Below are 21,064 nucleotides of genomic sequence, written 5' to 3' on the forward strand. Positions count from 1 at the left end.
CAAAATTCTTTATTGAAAGTTGTGGATTTTGCCTATCATTTCCTAAAAAATGTTACAATTAGGGCAGAAATCGCAGTCGCACTCTACATGAGTGCGTGGATTGAAATTCTGGAACCGTAATCGGTGTGACCATTTTCGTCGTCGCACTCTACATGAGTGCGTGGATTGAAATGAATTTACAGGGAAAACAAATTCCGACTACTACAGTCGCACTCTACATGAGTGCGTGGATTGAAATTAAAATGGCATTTATGTTACTTAACAAACTTCTAGTCGCACTCTATATGAGTGCGTGGATTGAAATAACGCTGAGGATGCACGAGAAGGAAAGAAAGACGCGTCGCACTCTACATGAGTGCGTGGATTGAAATAATGAACAAATGAAGTGGCAGGATCGTTTGGCCGGTCGCACTCTACATGAGTGCGTGGATTGAAATACCGATATTTTGGGTGCTGCTGAATCGAAAAGTAGTCGCACTCTACATGAGTACGTGAATTGAAATATGCAGTGACCTCCTGAATGTATGATGAATTGTTGTCGCACCCATATATGAGGTGCGCATGGTTTTCAATGATTGTGTCTTAAACGGTTATGACTACCTTAAAGATCATCTTCTTACAACACCCTCTTTCAGATACAAAATCCATCAAAATAGACTGTTCATTTGTATAGTGAAAACATGACTTTTTGCAGTCATGTTTTTTTCTTCTTCTTTTTCCTAAATAAACCTTAAAAAATCTCAAAATAAGTCGAAATGAAAAGTAGTCATTTAGATTCAAATTTTATCCATTTGTACTGAATGGTGAAGGAGGAATTGGTTTGGGTGAAACGGAGCGAACTGGTAAAGTTGAGCAGCTGATCTTAGAGAATTATCAAAGATTAAACAGCATGATATCAGAAGAAGTGGACTTTGCTTCTAATCATGGCGGGCTGACAGGAGATTCTAGAGAAGTGATGTGGCTGGAGTTTTTTCGGAAAATCATTCCTAAAAAATATTCATTAGCACAAGGTGTCATCATTATTGACTCAGAAGGAAATCATTCTAACGAAGTCGATATTGCCGTATTTGATGAGCAGTATACGCCGTATGTGTTCCAACACAATTCGTTGAAGTTTATACCGATTGAGGCGGTTGCGGTTGCTATAGAATGTAAAAGTTCAAATTTGAAAGAAAAAGGTTTAGAAGAATGGTCTGAAAAAATAAAACGGCTAACACCAAAAACAACAAGAATTGCTAGAATGGCTACAGGTTACTTTACAAGCGAAAGTAACACACAAAAGAGGACGCGTCCTTTACTCATTTTAGCAAGTAACTTTAAAAGAGAAGGAGACCAAACAATTTCAAGTAAAGCAGCTAAATTAGCGGCGTCCTTTGATTTCATGCTCATGAAAAAAAGCAATGAATTTCAATTGAAAGTACCTAATGAACATGAACATCTAAGATGGTGGTCAAACGAATTAAATTGTTTCAAAAAAGAAAAACGATATAAGGAAGAAGAAAAATTTTTAGATGAAAACAAACTCAGCGATTTACGTATTGATGGATACGATCTGTTGACGCTGAACTTCCAATTAAATCAATTGCTGATGCTCATTAACAATCCCATGTTTTTCCCTCACTATGCATATGCCAAGCTGTTTCAGAAACAGATAACAAAGTGAAGAAAGGAGAGCGACATGACAAGGGAATCTAGTAAACCCAAAACCAATTGGCATGATGTGAAACATGCGATTGATACGAAAATCCATGAAGACCAAAGACTTTTTAAAGAGCCGCTTACTATTCATTTGGTTACGCCAATGTTTGGGGGAGGGCCCAAATCAAACTCAATTGATGAAGACAGACCGATTCGTGAAAGTGCGATTCGTGGACATCTTCGTTTCTGGTGGCGTGCAACTCGAGGAGCTGCTTGCAAAAATGCAAATGAATTATCTAAACGAGAAGCAGATATATTTGGTCATACAGAACAAGCGAGCCAGATTCAAGTGGTAACGCATTATGAAAAAGACGAAGTGAAAAGAAATTCAAAAGTATTTTTTAAAAAGAAAAATCATCCTTTTCCACGGTATGTTCTTTCAAATATGAAAGATGAAACACCATACCTCATGAAGGCGCAACTTTCTTTAAATATCCGTATATCTAAAAAAACAACCGATTTTGAGTTAATCAAAAAAGAAGTTGAAGCTGCCTTGTGGGCTTGGATCAACTTCGGTGGACTTGGGTCAAGAACGAGACGTGGGTGTGGCAGTTTATATTGCAAGCAATTTTCACCATACAACAAGAGGACAAAAAGCCAATTGGAAAAATGGTTTGAGCAAAAGCTTTTAGAATATGACATCCAATTGCCAGCATCAAGCCGAGAATGGCCGACGCTTAGTCGTGAATTCAAAGTACAGGCATTTCCATCATCTATGATCTCAAGCTGGCGATCTGTCATTCAGTCATATGAAACATTTCGAAGAAGATCTAACCCGACCAAAAAAATGGGGCGCAGTTGTTGGCCGGAAGCAGATACTATTCGTCTGTTAACAGGTAAGGCTAAATCAGGTCATCACATCCCTTATCCAAAAGAGAAACCATTTAAATATCAAGCATTTCCTAGAGCTCAATTTGGTTTGCCTATTCAGTTCCGATTTGCTCCTAAAGATAGTGGGAAAGATCCAGATCCTGTAACGCTCCTACCTAAAGGAAAGGATCGCTTGGCTTCACCACTCATCTTAAAACCGTTAGCTATTAATCAAAAGGAATCGGTGGGCATGGTGATGGTGCTGCAGCAACCAAAGATTGAAGCTTTATCGCTTTTAGGGAACGGAAAGCCTTTGCCCAATGTAACAGATGAACAAAGTATCTATCCAACAGCCACCTACTCAAAAAACCCATTACAAGACGAGAGTGGCCGGACGCACTCATCGGCGATTCAAGCCTTTTTACATAGCAAGGAGGTGCAAACATTTTGTCAGAAGAATCACAAAAACAAACATTAATGCTATTTTCTATAGGGCCTGTTCAAGAATTTATTGCGCAAGCAAGGCGGACGCGTGATTTATGGTTTGGCTCTTTTCTTCTATCTGAATTAAGTAAAGCAGGTGCGAAGAAATTTCAGGAACTGGGTGGAACGCTTATTTTCCCTGTGTTCAACGAATCCTCTTCAGAACCAAACAACGCACCAAATAAAATATTGGGGGAAATCTCAAACGAACAGCCTTCATCCGTTGCAAGACAAGTAAAAAAAGCAGTATATAACAAGTGGAAGGAATACGCAGACTTTGTAAGAGAGATTGTGGATCCTTATATTCAAATAGGCACATGGAATCGACAAGTAGATGACTTATTGGAATTTTATGCTGTGTGGACTGAGGTGCAAAACCAAGACAAAGCGGCAAATGCGTCCACAAGCCCATATCATATGGCTCTTCAAGAAGTCGAAGGTTTAATGGCTGCACGGAAGACTTTAAGAGATTTTAAACAAAATGAGCCGGGGGCTTTATTCGGTGAATCAAAATCATCACTTGACGGTGGACGAGAGTCTGTTTTCCAAAAGCAAAAAACACCACAGCAAGTGGCGCAATTAGCAAAATGGGGAATTGGTGAACATGAATCATTAGATGCGATTTCAGTGATCAAACGATTGTCCTTACATAAGCACCCGAGTATGACATTTCCATCTGTATGTGATAAGGCTTGTGCTCCTTATCAAAATATGTTGGACCAAAATGAACAGATGAAGCAAGCAGCCATACAATATGTGAAAGATGTAGAAACATATCTTGAGAATATGAATCTAAAAGTAGCTCCTATTGATTGGAGTGAGGCATCGCTTTTTTATGAAAGAAGAATAGAAGATTATCTTGAACAATGTGGACTTGTCGGGACCACACGAACAGAAGCGAAAAATGACATCACACAGCTGCTCGAAAAATATTTCAAAGGTGAATACAGCAAGCATCATGGCCAGCCGATCAAACCACCAGCACCTTCACCTTACTATGCCTTTCTCATGGCGGATGGAGATAAGATGGGTGGCCAACTACGAAATATACAGCATGTAGAAAGCCATATTGCATTTTCTAAAACGCTCTCAACTTTTGCTTCAAAGGCAAGTGGGATTATTTCCAAATGTGAAGGTACATTGATCTATGGCGGTGGAGATGATGTCATGGCTTATGTACCGGTGCACCAATGCTTAGAAGTAGCTGGGAAATTACAAAGTGAATTTGTTTCAACGATGAAGGCTCATCAACATAGTGAAATACCTCCTTCGATTTCAATTGGAATCGCCATCGTTCATATGCTTGAGCCTCTTGAAGAAGTAAGAAGCATGGCACGTCAGGCTGAACAATATGCAAAACAAGAGCGGAATTCATTAGCGATTCATTTCCAAAAGCGAGGCGGAGGAGACACAATGAATATCTCAGTCTCATTTCAAATAGATCCAGTGGCCTCTATCCAAGAGATGACGACGTGGTTAAAACAGTCTTATTTCACATCTGGCTTTGCATATGGCTTACGAGAGTTGTATCAAACATACGAACAGTCTTCTTTTAGAAAACAGCCGGAAATTTTAGATGAACTCATTCCACTAGAGATAAGCCGTCTTGCATTCAAAAAGAAAACGGAAGCAAAAACAGAGCAAGAAACGAAAGAGTGGATCGATCAATTGATTGCGAAGTATATACCGAAGAAGAATACATTAGAAGAATTACATACAATCGCTGAATGTATGATCATTGCTCTTCAACTAGAGGAGGTAAGTGGACATGCCTGAAAGATGGTTTCACATTCAACCGCTTGATCCGCTGCTTATTCGTGATGCACGCCCATTTCAAAGTGTACCAGGTATACGGGCGCGTTCACTAAACGATGTTCCGCCAAGTGTGGTCGCAGGAACACTTCGTACAGCACTAGCGAAGAAACGACAATCAATGAAACACACCACACCACTTTCTTATTATGCGAAATCTCTTGTGCGAGGTCCTTTATATCGCTGGCATGATCATTTATATGTGCCAATGCCTCATGACCTTGAGTTATTCGATGATGAGTATGGCATGTATCAAGTGAGACCGAAGCCAATGATGTCGGAAGGACAGGGCTTTTTTGGTACAGGAAAAACAGGCCGTTTTAGTGAGGCATTATGGCCGCCAATTGGAGCTGGTGCTCGTAAAAAAATGAAATCGCCGCCTGCTTTTGTATCACTAAAGTGGATGGTGAACTGGCTGACAGACGCAGTGAATGAGAGTCAGGTGAAGGAAGCCTTGACTGAATACCAACATATGCAGAAGGGAAATCATTCTTTCAAAAAGGAAACACCACCGGCATTTATTCCAGCATTACAGCGTCAGGAACGAACACAAATTGAGGTGGAAACTGGCAGTAAAAAGGCAAAAGATCAGCATCTATTTTCAACAGAATCACTCGTATTCCCAGATGACTTTAAACTGGAGGCGGGAATAGAGTTATCTACTGAAGAGTCAGAAGCATTAAAGCCTTTCTCAAGTCTTCACCCAATCGGTGGTGAAAGGCGGCTGGCTCATATAGAAGACCGGCCACATGTATACCAACAAGATTGGACATGTCCAGATATGATTAAAGCATCGCTTAAGAACAAGCCGTATGTTCGCATGATATTGGCGACACCTGCTTATTTCAGTAAAGGATGGCAGCCCGGCTGGCTGGATGAACAGCTCATGTCAAAACCACTATTTGATACAAATGTACGACTGAAATTGGTTTGGGCATCTGTTCCACATTGGCAGCCTATCTCTGGATGGAGCTTAGCAAATAAAGACAAAGGGCGTGAAAAAGCAATCCGCCGCTTAGTCCCCGCCGGTAGTGTTTACTTCTTTACAGTAGAAGAAGGAGATCCAGCAGAACTGGCCGAAAAAATGTGGCTTCAATCAGTATCTGATCGTAACCGGCGCAAAGAAGCGTTTGATCGTGAAGATGGCTGCGGGTTAGCACTTTGGGGAACATGGAAGCCGAATGAATAAGAGGAGTGAGATGATGGAAGCAAGCCGTTGGTTTTGGATACATTGTTTATCCCCCCTTCATATTGGAGCGGGTGAAGGAGTTGGCGTGATTGATATGCCCATTCAACGAGAAAAAGTAACAGAATGGCCGATTATACCTGGAAGCAGTATCAAAGGCGTGCAGCGTGAACATTATCGCGCGAAAGGACAAGACACATTCGTACAAAAAGTATTTGGTACACAAGGAGATCAAGATGGAAGCGCAGGAGCAGTCGTCATGACAGATGGCCGGTTATTTTCATTCCCGGTGGCGAGTAGATACGGTACATTTGGATATGTGGCAAGTCCACTCATATTGAAAAGATTAGCCCGCGATGCAAAAGCATTAGGCGTAACGCTGGATATCCCTGATCTCATAGAAGAATCAAGCACGCTAGTCACCATGAATTCTAAATTAGTAGAGAATGACGAATTATATCTAGGTGAATTCCAAGGGACAGCGAAAAAATCTCAACAACTAACCGATTTTGCTCAAAAGATGGCCAAACTTTTATTCGACGATAAACAATCACAAACTCTTTGGATAGAACGATTTGTGATTGTAAGTGATGACGTTTTTCAATACATTGTCACCATGAATTCTGAAGTGACACCTCGTATTAGAATTGATCATGAAACCCAAACAGTTAGTAAAGGTGCTCTCTGGTATGAAGAGTATGTACCGGCAGAAGCCATATTTTATGGGCTCATGTGGTGTGATCGTGTCGATGGAAGCAATGATTTATCTGTTAGACATCAACTTTTAAATCAACTAGAAAAACAGATGTATCTTCAATTAGGTGGAAACACAAACGTAGGTAAAGGAAGAGTATCCTGGCGTATGACAGGAGGGGAGAGATCATGAAACTCATTCAACATCATTATGCTGAGAAAGCGTATCAACATGTGATGAATGCCAAAACGAATGAGGAGAATTTCTCAAATCAATATGGACAACTCTGTCACAGATTCGCTTCAATGATCTTAACAAATGGATTAAGGCTCACCATTACATTTTTTGAAGCAAAATCAAAAAAAGGAAATGCTTATCAACAATTCGTTCAGGATATAAAAGAAACACTAGATATACAAGGAGATTGGTCAGCTTCTAATCGAGATTATTTAATCAAATCAAGACAAGCTTTAAGTGCATCTGTTTGGTTAAAAAGATATGCGGAATCTATTTTAAAGGTGGAACAAGGGGCGGAAAATGTGGAGGACATCCAATGAATCTGTCATTAACCTTAAACAAAAGCAAATGGGAGATTGATGGTTCTACATTGTCGAACATCATAAACGACAGTTCGAAGAAGCAGTCATTTTATGAAAATGTGATTAATCTACATCGAAAACAATGGGGGGAAAATCGCTTGTTGTATGAAAAGTTTTTGGAGCGATATTATACTGACACGAACCCCACATGCTTAGTCAAATCCATATCGCCGTTAGTCATTGGGCATGGAGGAGAGGGTGTGCTTGAAACGGAATTGTTATTACACCCGATATACGGCATTCCTTATATACCAGGAACAGCTTTAAAAGGTGTAGCCTCTCATTATGCCCACTCTGTATTAGGTGAAAACTTTCCAGAATTAAAACAAGGTGGTAGTGATTACAACACATTGTTTGGAACAAAAGAACGTGCTGGTATCATCGAATTTCATGATGCGCTCATGATGCCTGAGACGGTAGGGGAAGCATTCAAAGTGGATGTGATGACACCACATCATTCAGACTATAACAGCGTCAAGCTAGATAAGATGAACAAAGGGGGAAGTGTTCCAGCCCCTCGAGACGATGACTCACCAACACCGATTCATTTCTTAACGGTGGTCAACGGCCGCTTTCAACTTCTATTGAAAACAAAAAAGAATCTACCAGAAGAAGCGGAATGGCTCGAACTCGCCAAAACCATCTTACTAGGCGCTTTAGAACACGAAGGAATCGGTGCTAAAACAAATGCAGGTTATGGAAGACTTAAAATGGACGACGACATTTCATGAAACTTGGTGCGAATGTGAGGTGAACATAAAATCCCTGGAACATTCGCACCATTTCATTCGACAAAAATGAGAAAAAATGTATATTTTTCAGGGGTGAAAACTTAATTCCTATATAGAAACTTAAGGGTTTTGACGATCATTCCCTAAAAAATGTTATAATTAGGGCGAAAATCGCAGTCGCACTCTACATGAGTGCGTGGATTGAAATCGCTCCAATCTTCGTGCTTCTTGACGCGATCGACGTCGCACTCTACATGAGTGGGTGGATTAATAATTGCGAAAACATAACTCTGCCTCCTGCCTCAGTAGTCATGAATCTAATTGAATTCAATTGTTGCTGAAATATAAATAAGTATGATTAACAAGTTTCAATAGATTTCATACTAAGAAAAAGTCGGCGCGAATGTGAGGTGAACATAAAATCCTTGGAACATTCGCACCTATTCATTCGACAAAAATGAGAAAAAATGTATATTTTTTAGGGGTGAAAACAAAATTCTATATAGAAACTTGTGGGTTTTGACGATCATTTCCTAAAAAATGTTATAATTAGGGCGAAAATCGCAGTCGCACTCTATGTGAGTGCGTGGATTGAAATTCAAATTCCGCCATAAGTCACATCCCACCCCTCTAGTCGCACTCTATGTGAGTGCGTGGATTGAAATCCGATGCAGCCACGCCGACCATCCAATCGCCGTTGTCGCACTCTATGTGAGTGCGTGGATTGAAATTAAAATCACTTGCCTTTGAAGAAAATGTGATCAGGTCGCACTCTATATGAGTGCGTGGATTGAAATATAAGCATTGGAATGAACTAAGAAAAATCGAAAAATCAGTCAAATTCGCACTCTATATGAGTGCGTGGATTGAAATACCATCAAATTAATGAATTCAAAAAACTGTGAAGTCGCACTCTACATGAGTGCGTGGATTGAAATCTTGCTTGGATATGTCGGTTTAGTTGGTGTTTCAGGTCGCACTCTACATGAGTGGATGGATTAATAATTGTGAAAACATAACTCTGCCTCCTGCCTCAGTAGTCATGAATCTAATTGGATTCAATTGTTGCTGAAATATAAAGAAGTATGATTAACAAGTTTCAATAGATTTCATACTAAGAAAAAGTCGGTGCGAATGTGAGGTGAACATAAAATCCCTGGAACATTCGCACCGTTTTATTCGACAGAAATGAGAAAAAATGTATGTTTTTTAGGGGTGAAAACAAAATTCTATATAGAAACTTGAGGGTTTTGACGATCATTCCCTAAAAAATGTTATAATTAGGGCGGAAATCGCAGTCGCACTCTATATGGGTGCGTGGATTGAAATGTGAACACCGTTAAATAAATAATAGTAAAAAGACAGTCGCACTCTATATGGGTGCGTGGATTGAAATCCTGCCACTTCCTCAAAAGTTCTCGTAATCATTGTCGCACTCTATATGGGTGCGTGGATTGAAATATTGTTATGTACAAAACCTTTATCAAGAATGCTGACGCACTCTCCATGAGTGCATAGATCACAATTTCTGCAAATTATATAAAGTCAAATACTTATCCATATCAAAATCTACACAAATGATTAATCAAAATAATGTACTTTCCCCTAAATCCAAGCCTACACAACAAAAAAAGACTCGCTCACACAGAGCCGAGTCTTAATTTTTTTTGTAGTTTTTCTTCACTGAAAATCCAGCCGGTATAGGAATTTTTGATTTGATGATCCATGTCGATATGGCAGATCGCGACGAAAGGATAATGACCTTTGCTGCGGTAGCGCAAATCAATGAACCGCACCTCATAATGATCCTTGTATTTATCCACTTCCCACCGGTAGACAGGGGAGAAGGAGAGAAAAGCTGAAATGTTTTCGTCTTGTTTGGCAATTTTCATAATTTCTGTGTCAGGGACCGGCACCCGGTTAAAGGTGTCTAAAATGATGATCTCACCATTCATACTGCGTCCAACATGGAAGGAGGATTTACATTTCACGGCAATGCGCCATTGTCTGAACTTCATCGTAGGCGAAATAATAATGTCTTCAATTTCATCAAATCGGGCACGCAGCTGACGTTTAATTTGAAGCTGCATGATCACCCTGACGATATAATAACAGAAAATCACGGCATACAGCGTAATAAACGTATAGCCAGGATGTCCGCCAATCGCCCAAACGACAATGGCGACAAGGTGTGTAAAAAAGATGAATGGATCAAACGTGTTAATGATCCCAAGCGCTACCCACTTCTTCGAAAATGGACGAATGGCCTGCGTACCGTATGCATTGAATATATCGACAAACACATGAAGCACAACGGCTAATAGTGTCCATAACCAAAGGTGAAGTAAATCTGCCCCCGGCACGAATGGGAAAATCACAGCCGGAATCAGCAATGACCAAAACAGTACAGCCGGAATGGAATGTGTAAATCCTCGGTGATTTCTTATATAAACCGCATTATTTTTTAGTTTTAGCACAGTATCAATGTCTGGTGCTTGGGAGCCGGCGATGGTCGCGATCATCACGGCGTGTGCCATGTGTGGATCTGCGCTGATGGCTGGATCTAAAAGTGCAAGTCCCCCAAGAGAAATGCCCATTACTACATGAGTACCAGTATCCAATTGATTACCTCCTAGTTGTCATGCTTAGGAACAATCATACAAAGTATACGCCTTCTTTCAAGACTATGTGCAAAAGCACTTTTGCTTTGTCTCGATTTAATGTAACATGTTAACGTATCTACAAACAGTATACAACAAATAAGGTTCTTTTCAGAACGTTAGCCCTCGGTTCAATGAGAAGGAGTATAGATATGAAAGACATTCAAGAAAAGCTGGACCGCAAAGATATTGCGGGATTTCAGCATGATTTAATTGATTGGTATGAAAAAGAACAACGAACACTTCCGTGGCGTGAAAACCAAGATCCATACCGCGTCTGGGTATCAGAAGTGATGCTTCAGCAAACGAGAGTGGATACGGTCATTCCTTACTTCAACCGGTTTATGGAGCAATTCCCGACGGTGAAAGATCTTGCTTTAGCTGATGAAGAAAAAGTCATGAAAGCATGGGAAGGTCTTGGCTACTACTCAAGAGTGCGTAATTTACAAGCAGCTGTAAAAGAAGTATATGAATCCTACGAGGGCGTTGTCCCTGATACGAAAGAGCAATTTTCAAAGCTCAAAGGTGTAGGCCCGTATACGAGCGGCGCAGTGCTGAGTATCGCCTATAACAAGCCGTACCCTGCGGTAGACGGCAACGTTATGAGGGTCATTTCTCGTATTTTGTCCGTATGGGATGATATTGCAAAACCAAAAACGAGAAATATTTTCGAGTTTGCGGTCGATCAGCTCATTTCCCGGGAAAAGCCATCAGAATTCAATCAAGGGCTGATGGAGCTTGGTGCGCTCATTTGCACCCCAACATCCCCTGCATGCCTCATTTGTCCTGTGAACATGCATTGCTCGGCACTCGAAGAAGGCGTTCAGCATGAGCTTCCAGTGAAAAGTAAAAAGAAAAAACCGACTGCAAAATCAATGGCAGCAGCGGTGTTATTTGATGACGCAGGCAACCTCTATATTCATAAGCGGCCAAGTACAGGCCTTCTTGCGAATTTATGGGAATTCCCTAACTTGGAAACCATAAAGGGAAGAAAAACGGAAAAAGAGCAGCTAATGGATTTCTTAAAAGAGGAGGCAGGTGTACAAGCAGAGCTTGGTGATTTAGAAGGCACCATTCAGCATGTATTTACCCACCTCATCTGGAATATTTCTGTTTTCTTTGGACGTGTGACATCTGTATCTGATGACACGATGCTGAAAAAAGTGACAACAGAAGAATTTGAGGCATATGCTTTGCCAGTCTCACACCAAAAAATTTGGAAGATGGCACTTGAAGAACCTAGTCGTATTTAACCGTTGTACCGTGGGTATAATCGGCTTCATTTCGGTGCAGACCCCCGCGGTCTTCGATTTCAGAAATGATTTCTCGATACTTAGATTGCCCTTCTTCGTTTAAATAAGGTAAAATTTGTTGGAAAGCATGATGAAAGTAAGCAAGCTCAGTATCTTTCCATTGATCCTTGGACATCATGCCAAGCTGGCTTAAATCGCGTCCGACATACATGAATGTAACCTCCTAATAGGAACTTTCCTATTAGTGTGAAGCGAATGGACGAAAACTATTCAAATCAGGAGATGAACCATAATGAGTCAACGTAAATGTGCATTAGTTACAGGTAGCAGCAGAGGTGTAGGAAAAGAAGTAGCCCTTCGCCTAGCTGAAAAAGGATATGACATTGTCATTAACTATGCGAGAAGCAAAAAAGCCGCACTTGAAACAGCGGAAGAAATTGAAGCGATGGGTGTCAAAACATTGGTTGTCAAAGCCAATGTAGGTCAGCCAGAGAAAATCAAAGACATGTTTCAGCAAATCGACGAAACCTTTGGCCGTTTAGATGTATTTGTAAACAATGCGGCATCAGGTGTTCAGCGTCCAATCATGGAACTTGAAGAAAATCATTGGGACTGGACCATGAATATCAATGCGAAGGCCTTGTTATTCTGCGGACAAGAAGCAGCCAAATTAATGGAGAAAAACGGCGGCGGACATATCGTCAGCATTAGCTCACTAGGCTCTATTCGCTATCTTGAAAATTACACAGTAGTTGGCGTCTCAAAAGCAGCATTAGAAGCATTGACGCGTTATCTATCTGTTGAGCTGTCACAAAAAAATATCGTCGTGAATGCTGTATCAGGCGGCGCGATCGATACAGACGCACTTAAGCACTTCCCGAACCGAGAAGAGCTTTTAGAAGATGCCAAGAAAAATACTCCAGCTGGCCGAATGGTGGAAATTAAAGATATGGTCGACAGCGTGGAATTCCTTGTATCAGGCAAGGCAGACATGATTAGAGGACAAACGATTATTGTGGATGGCGGACGTTCTTTGCTTGTTTAAAAAAATCATGAATAGGATTTGCACCTTCTGCACAAATTAATGTGCGTGGAGGTGATAATGATGGATCAACAACAAAACAAAACAAACGCACAACAAGTAAAGAAACAAAACCAAGCTGCTGCACAAGGTGGTCAATATGGCACTGAATTTGCTAGCGAGACTGACGCGCAGCACGTAAAAAAATATAACCAAAAAGCTGAGCAAAACAAACAACAAAACAGCTAATCACTGAAACAGAGAAAGCACTTCATCTACGAATGAAGTGCTTTTCTTTCAGATTGTTGACAAAGGGCTAAAATGATCTTTATTTTAGCCCTTTGTCTTCTTTTCAGCGTGACATGAAAACCTTTGAAGTCTAGGAAGGACGAGCACCGGAGCGGAGCGAATTTGACATTCGTGAGCACCGAAGCGCAGACCTGACACCGAATGCGAGGGTTTGTCTGCACGCTGAAGCACTTCATCTACGAATGAAGTGCTTTTCTTTTTGCCTCTCCCACCATCCGACAAAACCTGTAAAACCTCTACATAAACAGTCAAAGGATTTCGGCGATCTTTCAAGAAATGGTATACAGATAAAAAGTGGATGAAAATAAAAGGGAGGAGTTAGATGTCTGATTTCGATCAGCTTGTAAAAGAACAAATGCAACTCATGGATCAACTGCTCAATGTACAGGGAGAACTCGATCTATGCTTAGAAACAGAAAAACAATTGCTACAAGATGAAAAAAAAGCAGAGTGGACCAAGCTTCATGATCAAATCAAACAGAAACGTGAAGAACTGCAAAAAGTCCAAACCTTGTTTACAAAACAGACAGAAGAGGTCATCAACTCATATAAGCAGATGGAAAAGAGTTCAACCGTGATGTAAAACAGTGTGCCGTTCAATTGGGTTGAATGGCTTTTTCATTTCATTTTTTAATGATGTAACGGTATAATATAATAGAGACATGTTTAGTTGGGAACTTAGGTCTTTGGACTGTTAGGTTTTTTTGTTATAGAAAGTAGGGGAGAAAATATGGGCTATCCCAAGGAAGGAGAAACCATCCAAATTCAAAGCTATAAACACAATGGCTTGATCCACAGGATTTGGAATGAAACCACCATTCTGAAAGCAACGGAATTGTGTATCATTGGTGCAAACGACCGGACAATGGTGACTGAATCCGACGGCCGTACTTGGATGACGAGAGAACCGGCTATTTGCTATTTCCATGCAAAACAATGGTTTAATGTGATTGGGATGCTTAGAGATGATGGGGTATATTATTACTGCAACATCAGCTCTCCTTTTGCAACAGATGAAGAAGCCATTAAGTATATTGATTACGATTTAGATGTCAAAGTCTTTCCAGACATGACGTACAATATCTTGGATGAGGATGAATATGCAGATCATAAGAGGCAAATGAATTATCCAAAGGAAATCGATAGTATCTTAAGAGAGCATCTGAATACATTATTGCACTGGATTCACCAGCGGAAAGGTCCGTTTGCTCCTGAATTTGTGGATATGTGGTATGAACGTTTTTTACATTATACAAAATAAGCAAGAGCAACAAAAACCTGTTTAGCTTTTTAGGCTAACAGGTTTTTGATTGCGTACGGATAAGAGGCACTGATAGATTGGGAAGGAGATTTACATGGGGGTCATTAAACGTTACATGGCTTTTGTAACACCGTATAAAAAACAGATTGCATTGACAATGGTCATCGGGATGATCAAGTTCTCGATTCCCTTAACATTGCCTCTGCTTTTAAAGTATGTCATTGATGATGTCATTCAAGGCTCGGGGTCGGCTGACGAAAAGACATCATCTCTACTGATGACTATGGGAATCATGCTCGTCTTATTTTTAGTGATGAGACCGCCTGTTGAATACTATAGACAATACTATGCGCAGTGGACAGGCAGTAAAGTATTATTTGATATTCGAGAAAAACTGTTTTCGCATATTCAAAAGCTCAGCCTTCGTTATTATGCCAACACGAGAACAGGAGAAATCATTTCTAGAGTTATCAACGATGTGGAGCAGACAAAAGAGTTTGTCATCACAGGTCTTATGAATATTTGGCTTGATTTGATGACCGTGCTCATCGTGATCGCCATTATGTGTACACTGGACATCAAGCTCACCATCGTGTCTGTCATTATTTTTCCGTTATATGCGTTTGCAGTGAAGTTTTTTTACGGCAGGCTCCGCAAGCTGACAAAAGAGCGGTCACAGGCGCTGGCTGAAGTGCAAGGGCATCTACATGAGCGGGTACAAGGAATGCCAGTCATTCGGAGCTTTGCCATTGAAGAATATGAACAAGAGAATTTTCATGATGAAAATAAAAATTTCTTAAACAAAGCGATCAACCATACGAATTGGAACGCCAAAACATTTGCCGTCGTCAATACCATTACTGATATTGCACCGCTATTGATCATTGCATTTGCCGGCTACACTGTCATTAATGGATCACTTTCGATCGGGACCATGATTGCCTTTGTTGGTTATATTGACCGGATGTACAACCCGATTCGCCGCCTCATCAACTCATCCACGACTTTAACTCAGTCGGTAGCGTCAATGGATCGTATTTTTGAATTTATTGATGAGCCATACGAGGTAACCGATCGGCCGAATGCAAAAGAAGCCGATCATTTAAAAGGAGAGGTCGAATTTAAACATGTGTCATTTCGTTATGAACACACGCAGGAAGAGATTCTCCGCAATATCTCCTTGAAAGTAGAAAAAGGACAAACGGTTGCACTTGTTGGAATGAGCGGCGGGGGGAAGTCGACGCTCGTCAGCTTAATTCCAAGATTTTATGATGTGACAAACGGATCACTTGAAATTGACGGCATTGATATAAAAGAGTACAAAGCAAGAAGCCTTCGAAATCAAGTCGGCATGGTGCTGCAGGATACATTCCTATTCAGTGACACGATTAAAGAAAACATTGCGGTTGGAGATCCAGAAGCCTCTTTTGAAAAAATTGTTTCGGCTGCAAAAGCGGCAAATGCCCATGATTTTATTATGTCTCTTCCTGAAGGATATGACACCAAGGTAGGAGAACGGGGCGTGAAGCTATCAGGTGGTCAAAAACAACGGATTTCCATTGCAAGGGTCTTTCTAAAAAATCCACCGCTGTTGATTTTAGATGAAGCAACGTCTGCACTAGATTTAGAAAGTGAACATTACATTCAAGAAGCGATGCAAAAGCTAGCGAAGGACCGCACAACCTTTATTGTCGCACACCGCTTGTCAACAATTACACATGCTGACCTCATTGTCGTCATGGAACAAGGCGAGATTGTGGAAAAAGGAACACACGAAGAATTAATGAACAGAGACAGCCACTATCGCCATCTTTTTACCATTCAAACATTAAATTAGTAGAAGCCTATCCGATTCTAGCGGATAGGCTTTTTTATGCTAGTCAAAAACATGACATATTTCCCAGCTTGTCTCAATACAATTTTAAAAAGTATGACGGGGTGGTGAATATGTGAAAGAACAAGACGTGCTGCTAGATGTTAAACAGCTGTCCATTGCATTTCAGCAAAAAAAGCAAAAAGTACCCATCGTCCATCACATATCGTTCTCGATTCAAAAAGGAGAAACCTTAGGTATTGTTGGCGAATCTGGCTGCGGGAAAAGTATCACATCTATGTCATTAATGGGACTAAACCAGCAAACAGAGACAACGGGGGAGATCCAATTCGAAGGGCAAAACCTGCTGTCACTTTCAGAAAAACAGTGGCGAGAAATAAGAGGAAATGACATTTCGATGATTTTCCAAGAACCAATGACCTCTCTGAACCCATTAATGACTATCGGTAAACAAATGGCGGAAGCCCTTTTCACACATCAAGCAATCGGTCAAAAAGAAGCAAAAGCGAAGGCGGTTGATCTGCTTCAGACAGTCGGATTGAAGCAAGCCGAATCGTTGCTTAAAAAATACCCACATGAATTATCAGGCGGCATGCGTCAACGTGTGATGATTGCGATGGCGATGCTTTGTCACCCAAAGCTCATGATCGCAGATGAACCAACAACTGCACTTGATGTGACCATCCAAGCGCAAATCCTTCGCCTGCTCAAAAAGCTGAATGAAGAGATGGACACCGCAATCTTATTTATTACCCATGATCTAGGCGTCGTACGGCAAATATGCCAGCGAGTCATGATTATGTATGCCGGTCGAATCGTAGAAGAAGGAACCGTTGACCGTATTTTTCAAAAACCTCTGCATCCCTACACAAAAGGTCTTTTCGCCTCAGTTCCATCGTTCAAAGAGAAAAAAGAAAAGCTCATCTCTATTGCAGGTCATGTACCGAAGCCAGGGACCATTCGATCCGGCTGTCAATTTGCCGCGCGCTGCCCTTACAAAATAGCGCAATGTCTTGAAGAAGATCCAGTTTTACAATCCATTGAACAGGATCACCGCGTGGCATGCTTTCTAATGGAAGGAGGAGAAGACACTGAGTCACCCACTCTTGCAAGTGAATCAGCTGACAAAACGGTATGAGACAGCCGCTTTTTTTTCTAAACACAAACATTCGAATTTGGCTTTAAATCAAGTGTCTTTTCATGTGAAGGAGGGGGAAACGCTTGGCATTGTTGGTGAATCAGGCTGCGGGAAATCAACACTTGGCAAAAGCTTAATGAGATTAACTGAACCGACGTCAGGCTCTATTCAACTGAAAGGGCAAGAGATTACTCTTTTGAAAGAAAGAGAAATGCGTTCTTTAAGAAAAGACATTCAAATGATTTTTCAAGATCCATATGCTTCATTAAATCCGCGAATGAAAATCAAAGATATTTTAGAGGAACCGCTCATTGTACATCGACATGGAATAAAAGCAGAAAGGCGGAAGCGGGTAAAAGAGATGCTGCATATTGTCGGTTTTGACCTTTCCTACGGGGAGCGTTATGCGCACCAATTTAGCGGCGGACAAAGGCAACGAATTGGGATCGCTAGAGCACTCATTACCCATCCAAGTCTTGTCATTGCCGATGAACCCGTTTCCGCTTTAGATGTATCCGTTCAAGCACAAATTTTGAATTTGATGCTTGAATTGCAAAAGACGCTTTCTCTGACGTATCTATTTATTTCTCACGATCTTGGCGTTGTCAGGTATATGAGCGATCGGATCGCCGTTATGTACGCTGGGCGCATTGTCGAGATGGGGCCTGCCGAAGACGTATTTCACAGTCCGCTTCATCCTTATACATCGCTACTTCTGAAATCCATTCCACATATGGATCACGTGCTAGAGACGCAAGATGTGTCGGCAGAAGAGTCTGCCATGACGCCAAGCGGCGGTTGTCCTTTCTACAAAAGGTGTCCAAAAAGGTGGGAGAAATGCTTAAAAGCAGTACCTGCTTTATATGAGGAGGAACCGGGGCATGCGGCGGCGTGTTACTTATATCAAAAGGAGGAACACAATGAAGAAGACTTGGTTGTTCAGTAGTTTCATTTTTGTGCTGATGCTTGCACTGTTTTTAGGGGGATGCTCGTCCTCTCCGTCATCAGAAGAGAAGGCAACAAAAGATACTCTCGTATTTGGCAGAGGAGGAGACTCCACTTCACTAGATCCAATCACAACAACTGAAGGCGAAACCTTCAAGGTCACAGAGAATATGTTTGAAAAGCTCCTGAATTATGGTGAAAAGGACACGACCATTCACCCAGGTCTCGCAACAGACTGGGATGTTGCAAAGGACGGAAAATCATACACATTCTACTTAAGAGAAGGTGTGAAATTTCACGATGGCACAGACTTTAACGCAGAAGCAGTGAAATTCAACTTTGATCGTTGGATGAATGGCGATGCAGAAAAATTCCCTTACTATGGCATGTTTGGGGGCTATAAAAAAGATAAAGGACATGTGATTAAAGACATCATTGTTAAAGGTGAGCATGAAGTAGAATTTCAGCTAAAGCGCCCGCAGGCGACATTTCTTAAAAACATTGCCATGTCACCGTTTGGCATCGCAAGTCCTGCGGCTGTTGAAAAAAGCGGCGATTCCTTTCGAGAGAATCCAGTGGGAACAGGACCATTCAAGTTTAAAGAGTGGAAACAAAACGACCGTATCGTATTAGAAAAGAACGAAGATTACTGGCAGAAGGATAAGCCAAAACTGAATCAAATCATCTTCCGCTCGATTCCAGAAAACTCGGCTCGTTTAAATGCTTTGAAAACAGGCGAGATCGATTTGATGGATGGCGTGAATCCGTCAGATTTAGATGGCATTAAAACGGATAAAGCCCTCCAGCTCATTGAAAGACCATCAATGAACGTAGGCTATATCGGACTAACCGTTACAAGAAAGCCGCTTGATAACAAGCTTGTTCGTCAAGCGCTCAATTACGCGGTCGATAAAGAATCCATTATTAAGTCATTTTATGGCGGGCTTGCCGAGCCAGCAAAAAATCCTCTTCCGCCAGCTTTAGAAGGCTACAATGACGACATTGATCCATACCCGTATGATCCTGAAAAAGCGAAGGAACTTTTAAAAGAAGCGGGCTTTCCTGACGGCTTTCGCATCAAACTTTGGGCTATGCCTGTACCGCGTCCATATATGCCAGATGGGATGAAGGTAGCAGAAGTCATTCAATCAAACTTTGAAAAGGTCGGGGTCAAAGCAGAAATTGTGACATATGACTGGGCGACCTATTTAGATAAGGCAAGTAAAGGGGAAGCGGATGTGTTCTTGTTAGGCTGGACAGGGGATAATGGCGACCCTGATAATTTCATCTACACACTTTTGGACAAAGACAGCATTGGCGGCAACAACTATACATTCTTCGAAAACGATAAAATGCACGACATCCTCATTGAAGCGCAAACAGACACAGATCAAAAGAAACGAAATGAGCTATATAAAAAAGCACAAGAAATCATTCATGATGAAGCACCTTGGATTCCATTGGTGCATTCGATCCCAATGCTTGCAGCATCTAGTGAATTAAAAGGCTACCAGCCGCATCCAACTGGTTCAGAAGCTTTGACTGACGTGTATTTCGAATAAGCAAATAAGGGAGATCTTGTATCTCCCTTATTCAAACAAAGAAAAAGGCGGTGAAAGCTGTTTGTTTGCTTATTGTATGAAGCGGGCAGGAATGCTCATCCCAGTATTGATCGGAATGACATTGGTCGTGTTTTCAATTATACGGTTTATTCCAGGGAACCCAGCTCAGGTTATCTTAGGGCAGCGGGCAACGAAAGAAGCAGTAGAACAGTTAACCATCCAGCTCGGTTTAAACCAGCCTTGGTATGTTCAATACGGACATTACATGCTAGGCCTTTTAAAAGGAGATTTAGGGACTTCGATACGAACAGGAGCGGCTATTGCCCAGGAAATGAAACCGTACTTATTTGCGACGTTAGAATTGACCTTTTTTGCCATGGTGCTGGCGATCGTTGTGGGGGTAAATGCCGGAATCATCAGTGCTTGGTTTAAACATTCTTTCTTTGATTATGTTGCGATGTTTATTGCGCTCATTGGAGTGTCCATGCCGATTTTCTGGTTAGGCTTAATGGGACAATGGCTGTTCTCAATTGAATTGGGTATTTTACCGACAACAGGCCGTGAAAACGTCAGAAATCCAGTGGAGTCAATCACCTACATTCATACGCTGGACACGCTTTTGCAAGGCCGATTTGATCAATTTACTGACAGCATCAAGCATTTGATCTTACCAAGTACAGCACTTGCCACAATCCCTGCTGCGATTATTGCAAGGATAACAAGGGCAAGTATGCTGGAAGTGCTTCATTCAGACTTTATTCGAACAGCAAAAGCAAAAGGAGTACGTTCATTTTTCATCATTTATCAGCATGGGCTGAAAAATGCACTTATTCCGATCTTGACGATTATTGGTCTTCAGACAGGTCTCTTGCTAGGCGGGGCCATTTTAACAGAGACCATTTTTGCATGGCCGGGCATTGGACGGTATATATATGACGCTATCAGCTATCGAGATTACCCCGTCATTCAAACTGGCATTCTCGTCGTTGCGCTCATATTTGTCCTGATCAATTTCATTGTGGACATCTTGTATGCGGTCATTGATCCAAGGATTAAATATTAGGGAGG

General features: G+C 41.3%; 18 protein-coding genes, 1 pseudogene and 2 CRISPR repeat arrays. Of the genes and pseudogenes, 17 read left to right on the forward strand and 2 right to left on the reverse strand.

The genetic code is table 11. From position 1 onward, the window contains the following. Positions 1-75 precede the first annotated feature (75 nt). Positions 76-503: direct repeats of the CRISPR family, unit length 32 nt; unit sequence GTCGCACTCTACATGAGTGCGTGGATTGAAAT. A gap of 317 nt (positions 504-820) precedes the next feature. From NKR21_RS04395 to cmr6, 7 genes are read left to right on the forward strand one after another with little or no spacing between them, the layout of a single operon-like run. Then, on the forward strand, positions 821-1,663 hold the full coding sequence (locus NKR21_RS04395; RefSeq protein ID WP_144457489.1) for a DUF6602 domain-containing protein: 843 nt from the start codon (positions 821-823) through the stop codon (positions 1,661-1,663). A gap of 15 nt (positions 1,664-1,678) precedes the next feature. Continuing rightward, the gene (gene cmr1, locus NKR21_RS04400; RefSeq protein ID WP_144457491.1) at positions 1,679-2,986 is read left to right on the forward strand and encodes a type III-B CRISPR module RAMP protein Cmr1; all 1,308 of its coding nucleotides are present in this window, start codon (positions 1,679-1,681) and stop codon (positions 2,984-2,986) included. Further along, positions 2,956-4,767 carry a type III-B CRISPR-associated protein Cas10/Cmr2 gene (gene cas10, locus NKR21_RS04405; RefSeq protein ID WP_144457493.1) on the forward strand — a complete coding sequence of 604 codons (1,812 nt, stop codon included), beginning with the start codon at positions 2,956-2,958 and terminating at the stop codon, positions 4,765-4,767. The genes cmr1 and cas10 overlap by 31 nt, the downstream gene beginning before the upstream one ends. Then, the gene (cmr3, locus tag NKR21_RS04410) at positions 4,760-5,992 is read left to right on the forward strand and encodes a type III-B CRISPR module-associated protein Cmr3 (RefSeq protein ID WP_144457495.1); all 1,233 of its coding nucleotides are present in this window, start codon (positions 4,760-4,762) and stop codon (positions 5,990-5,992) included. The genes cas10 and cmr3 overlap by 8 nt, the downstream gene beginning before the upstream one ends. A gap of 13 nt (positions 5,993-6,005) precedes the next feature. Beyond that, positions 6,006-6,875 (forward strand): type III-B CRISPR module RAMP protein Cmr4, encoded by an 870-nt coding sequence (gene cmr4 / locus NKR21_RS04415; protein ID WP_253602462.1) that lies wholly within the window; start codon positions 6,006-6,008, stop codon positions 6,873-6,875. After that, the gene (gene cmr5, locus NKR21_RS04420) at positions 6,872-7,240 is read left to right on the forward strand and encodes a type III-B CRISPR module-associated protein Cmr5 (protein WP_041090765.1); all 369 of its coding nucleotides are present in this window, start codon (positions 6,872-6,874) and stop codon (positions 7,238-7,240) included. Before cmr4 ends, cmr5 begins: the two co-directional genes overlap by 4 nt. Next, on the forward strand, positions 7,237-8,013 hold the full coding sequence (gene cmr6, locus NKR21_RS04425; RefSeq protein ID WP_253602463.1) for a type III-B CRISPR module RAMP protein Cmr6: 777 nt from the start codon (positions 7,237-7,239) through the stop codon (positions 8,011-8,013). The genes cmr5 and cmr6 overlap by 4 nt, the downstream gene beginning before the upstream one ends. A 565-nt stretch (positions 8,014-8,578) precedes the next feature. Beyond that, positions 8,579-8,952: a CRISPR direct-repeat array (repeat unit 33 nt; unit sequence AGTCGCACTCTATGTGAGTGCGTGGATTGAAAT). 701 nt (positions 8,953-9,653) lie between these two features. Here cmr6 and NKR21_RS04430 read toward each other — a convergent pair. After that, a complete protein-coding gene (locus tag NKR21_RS04430; RefSeq protein ID WP_144457501.1) occupies positions 9,654-10,634 on the reverse strand; it encodes a metal-dependent hydrolase in 981 nt (326 codons plus the stop codon). Positions 10,635-10,825: 191 nt separating this feature from the next. On the opposite strand from NKR21_RS04430, the gene mutY reads away from it, so the two are divergent. Next, positions 10,826-11,926 (forward strand): A/G-specific adenine glycosylase, encoded by a 1,101-nt coding sequence (mutY, locus tag NKR21_RS04435; protein WP_144457503.1) that lies wholly within the window; start codon positions 10,826-10,828, stop codon positions 11,924-11,926. On the opposite strand, the gene NKR21_RS04440 is transcribed toward mutY, so the two are convergent. Further along, the gene (locus NKR21_RS04440) at positions 11,913-12,137 is read right to left on the reverse strand and encodes a hypothetical protein (protein ID WP_003217808.1); all 225 of its coding nucleotides are present in this window, start codon (positions 12,135-12,137) and stop codon (positions 11,913-11,915) included. The two genes, mutY and NKR21_RS04440, sit on opposite strands and share 14 nt — an antisense overlap. A gap of 81 nt (positions 12,138-12,218) precedes the next feature. Here NKR21_RS04440 and fabL point away from each other — a divergent pair, with 81 nt between their 5' ends. The 9 genes and pseudogenes from fabL to NKR21_RS04485 all read left to right on the forward strand — a co-directional run bounded on the left by fabL (position 12,219) and on the right by NKR21_RS04485 (position 21,059). Beyond that, positions 12,219-12,971 (forward strand): enoyl-[acyl-carrier-protein] reductase FabL, encoded by a 753-nt coding sequence (gene fabL, locus NKR21_RS04445; RefSeq protein WP_144457505.1) that lies wholly within the window; start codon positions 12,219-12,221, stop codon positions 12,969-12,971. A gap of 75 nt (positions 12,972-13,046) precedes the next feature. Next, positions 13,047-13,196 (forward strand): annotated as a pseudogene (locus tag NKR21_RS04450) (gamma-type small acid-soluble spore protein); the annotation flags it as partial. Between the two features lie 382 nt (positions 13,197-13,578). Next, positions 13,579-13,839: a YgaB family protein gene (locus NKR21_RS04455; protein ID WP_144457507.1), complete on the forward strand. Its 261-nt coding sequence runs from the start codon at positions 13,579-13,581 to the stop codon at positions 13,837-13,839. 147 nt (positions 13,840-13,986) lie between these two features. Further along, positions 13,987-14,517 carry a nucleoside tri-diphosphate phosphatase gene (gene ntdP, locus NKR21_RS04460; protein ID WP_012009337.1) on the forward strand — a complete coding sequence of 177 codons (531 nt, stop codon included), beginning with the start codon at positions 13,987-13,989 and terminating at the stop codon, positions 14,515-14,517. A 94-nt stretch (positions 14,518-14,611) separates the two neighbouring features. Then, positions 14,612-16,354, forward strand: a complete 1,743-nt coding sequence (locus tag NKR21_RS04465) for an ABC transporter ATP-binding protein (RefSeq protein WP_144457509.1) — start codon at positions 14,612-14,614, stop codon at positions 16,352-16,354. 112 nt (positions 16,355-16,466) lie between these two features. Next, positions 16,467-17,489 carry an ABC transporter ATP-binding protein gene (locus NKR21_RS04470; protein WP_144457511.1) on the forward strand — a complete coding sequence of 341 codons (1,023 nt, stop codon included), beginning with the start codon at positions 16,467-16,469 and terminating at the stop codon, positions 17,487-17,489. Then, positions 17,458-18,435, forward strand: a complete 978-nt coding sequence (locus NKR21_RS04475) for an ABC transporter ATP-binding protein (RefSeq protein WP_144457513.1) — start codon at positions 17,458-17,460, stop codon at positions 18,433-18,435. Before NKR21_RS04470 ends, NKR21_RS04475 begins: the two co-directional genes overlap by 32 nt. Continuing rightward, positions 18,410-19,996 (forward strand): ABC transporter substrate-binding protein, encoded by a 1,587-nt coding sequence (locus NKR21_RS04480; protein ID WP_144457515.1) that lies wholly within the window; start codon positions 18,410-18,412, stop codon positions 19,994-19,996. Before NKR21_RS04475 ends, NKR21_RS04480 begins: the two co-directional genes overlap by 26 nt. A gap of 61 nt (positions 19,997-20,057) precedes the next feature. Then, entirely contained in the window at positions 20,058-21,059 is a 1,002-nt protein-coding gene (locus NKR21_RS04485; protein ID WP_003217874.1) for an ABC transporter permease, read from the forward strand. The last annotated feature ends 5 nt before the right edge of the window (positions 21,060-21,064 follow it).

Source organism: Bacillus sp. 1735sda2 (assembly GCF_024159245.1).
Lineage (GTDB): Bacteria > Bacillota > Bacilli > Bacillales > Bacillaceae > Bacillus > Bacillus pumilus_O.